This is a genomic window from Okeania sp. SIO2B9 (assembly GCF_010672505.1).
GTDB classification, from domain to species: Bacteria; Cyanobacteriota; Cyanobacteriia; order Cyanobacteriales; family Microcoleaceae; genus Okeania; species Okeania hirsuta.
In genome coordinates, this window is record NZ_JAAHGK010000981.1 from 1 (window position 1) to 2,977 (window position 2,977).

Sequence of the window (2,977 nt, forward strand, 5' to 3'; positions counted from 1 at the left end):
AGAGATAAAAGATTATGTATGGAAATATGTGTCTTGCAGATAGTAACTATTAGTCATTCTTATGACTGAGATAGCAAAAATAACTCCTTTGTAAGGGTTATTTGTGATTTTCCAAACAATGGATTTGAGAATGTTTCCACCATCGAGAGGTAAGCCAGGAATTAAGTTGAATAATGCTAAAACTAAGTTGATGTAAGCTAAGAGTTGGAGAATTGCAGCTAATGGTCCGTTGATGGCTGTAAATGTATTAATTATAGTAAATAAACCAAATAAAACTATACTTACTAACGGACCTGCAATTGCCACCGAAAATGCTTCTCCAGGAGTTTTTGATTCTCTATCTAAACTAGCTAAACCTCCAAACAAAAATAAGGTAATTGATTTTACTTCTATTCCTTGAGATAGAGCAACAAAACTATGACCTAACTCATGAGCTAAAACAGAAGAAAATAATAATAATGCCGCTATTAATCCTAATATCAATGGTAGCATCCCAGTCAATTCTGGAAATTGCTCTGCCAGACTGCTACTATAAGTTAAAGTAACAAGAACTAAGACAAGGAACCAGGATGAGTTAATATAAAATGGTATACCAAATAGATTGCCGACACGAAAAGATCTATTCATAAATTTTTCCTCTAAGTTAATAATCTTTAAATTAAGGGAATTTTTTCCTCTTGAGAAATCTATATATTTACTGTAACAAAATGTAAATCAGCTTTGTAGTTTCTTAATATAGTGGTATCCCTCCCTCAATGTTCGGTCATAGAGAAATTAACTAAATTATTTTCTGATATTAAATTTATGATGATTTTATCATAATATAGCCTGTTCCAATTCATTCAGATACAGGATTTGGGATTTCAGGAAACAAGCAATAAATTAGATGTAACTTCACTAGATCATCCAGAAATTGTGGCAAATTTCACACTAAAATAACAATTATATGTGAATTATATGTGAATTAGAAGTTAATTTAGAAGTTAATATAGATACAGCAATCCGGCATGATTTATGAGAATTTTATTACTTGGGTATTCCCTATTCTCTATTCCCTATTCCCTAAAATCTACAATCTCTCACAACTCAAATAAGATTGCTATATTAATCATAAGTGACAGAATAAAATTAATTTTCAGTTGAATTCTTGTAAATTGTAAATTCTAGATGTTATTTGTATAGAAGTATTTGAGCAAGTCACAACACAATTGTATGATTCTTCACAAAAAATTATGAATATTACAAAGAATTTAGCAGAATCAGTTAAGCATTTTACTTTAGAAAAAACAGAATAATTATTGAGTTTCAGGTAAATTTCAAAATCTAACAATAGAAAACGTTGATGATAAATTAGACAGTAGGGATTAAGTAAGCACTTTTTTTAACTAACCTGGCACCTATATCTCGGTTTTATGTTTATTTATACCCACTTACTTAAGAGGCGATCGCTAGATAAATTTTATCTGAATCTTGAAGAAGAAAGAGGGAAAAAGAAAGAAGAAAAAATATTGCTTTGTCTGAGTTTTAAGCTTTTTATCTGTCCTAACCTTTCCTTCGACTGCTATATTATATTTTCCAAAAATTCAATTCTAAAAAAATATTTTTCAACAAGCCAAAATACAGTTATGAAAAGCTCAAAAAAATTTACCTCAGCTCTGGAAGATATCTGTTTCCTGTAAGAAAATATTGACGAATTTGAAACATTGATCGCCAAGCAATAGCATTATAATTAGTACGAGCTGATGCTAAATTATTTCCTTGAGTATCAAATACTTCAAGCCATCCATCAGCACCATCAGTAGTTGTACGAATAACTAATGTATCTTGACCTTCAATAGTTATTCTCAATCTATAAGCTTTACCCCAGTTTCCTTCTTCCGCTTTATGATAAAATTTGTAGGATTCCCAAACACTATTTGGTAGTTGATTCACTGTTGCTTCAAAATCATTTTCTCCATCAACTGCCATGCATTTTGGTATCTCATCAAATTTCTGCAAATCACTTAGATAAAGTCCTCCATAAACACTTACAAGGTTTTCAAAACTAAAGGCAAATCTTAACTGATACTTATATTCATCAACAAATTCTTTTTGTAGAAGTTATTCTGCTTTTTCAATATTTAATCCGTGAATATAAAAAGACAAATTTTCATAGGCTTTAATTACTTCAATATCTACAGGTTTTCCCTAATCATAGACTTTTAAATATTTCTGATAATAAAATCCTTTGGCAGTTTCTACAAAATTACTCATTGTTAATTCCAAAAAATTTTACTCAAAAAAAAATAACTATATAAAATTTAGAATAAATATTTGATTCTCTTGGCAATCCCTTTTCAGTAATCAACAATTTTTACTCGGATTAAAGTCAAAATTTTATCTAAAATTAAAATGATATTTCCCCACACTTCCCACAGCCAAAAATTTCACTTTCCATGCCTATATCTATAATTTATAGAGAAATTTTCACTGCCAGAGGTAAAGGAAAACCGACGATTTTTCCTCACAGCAGAAATTCCCGACTCAGACAAAAGATAAATGGAGAAAATTCTCTGATCTTCCACAACCAAAAATTTCACCTTCCATACCTATCTATGGATAAATAGAGAAAAATCTCTCATCTCCCACAACCAAAAGTCAGGCATTGCCCAACCTATATCTATATTTATAGTTATTTAACTTAAGAATGAGATATTAAACTATACAATAATCACGAATAATTTCATCTAAAGATTTATGTGAATCGCCATACATTCTGGCTCTCTTTAATGCACTAAAATCATGTTCAATCTTATTTAAATCAGGAGAATATTTGGGGAGGAATATTACTTGATGTTCTGTTTCTTCTACTATTTCTCTAATTATATTTTTGCCATGGATTGGAGCATTATCCATAATTAATACTCAAGGAATTTCTCATCAGGGTGATCAAAATATTGATTACCAGCCTTCAAATCCTTCTGCATTTAAACTTCTT

Annotated in this window: 1 protein-coding gene and 2 pseudogenes; all 3 read right to left on the bottom strand. The window is 30.0% G+C overall.

Annotated features, from left to right (window positions below; all coding sequences use genetic code 11):
- Window positions 1-63 precede the first annotated feature (63 nt).
- Window positions 64-627: pseudogene (locus F6K13_RS26285) on the bottom strand (site-2 protease family protein); the annotation flags it as partial.
- A gap of 1,017 nt (window positions 628-1,644) precedes the next feature.
- On the bottom strand, window positions 1,645-1,998 hold the full coding sequence (locus F6K13_RS26290; RefSeq protein WP_124155600.1) for a hypothetical protein: 354 nt from the start codon (window positions 1,996-1,998) through the stop codon (window positions 1,645-1,647).
- A gap of 696 nt (window positions 1,999-2,694) precedes the next feature.
- Window positions 2,695-2,977 (bottom strand): annotated as a pseudogene (locus F6K13_RS26295) (transposase); the annotation flags it as partial.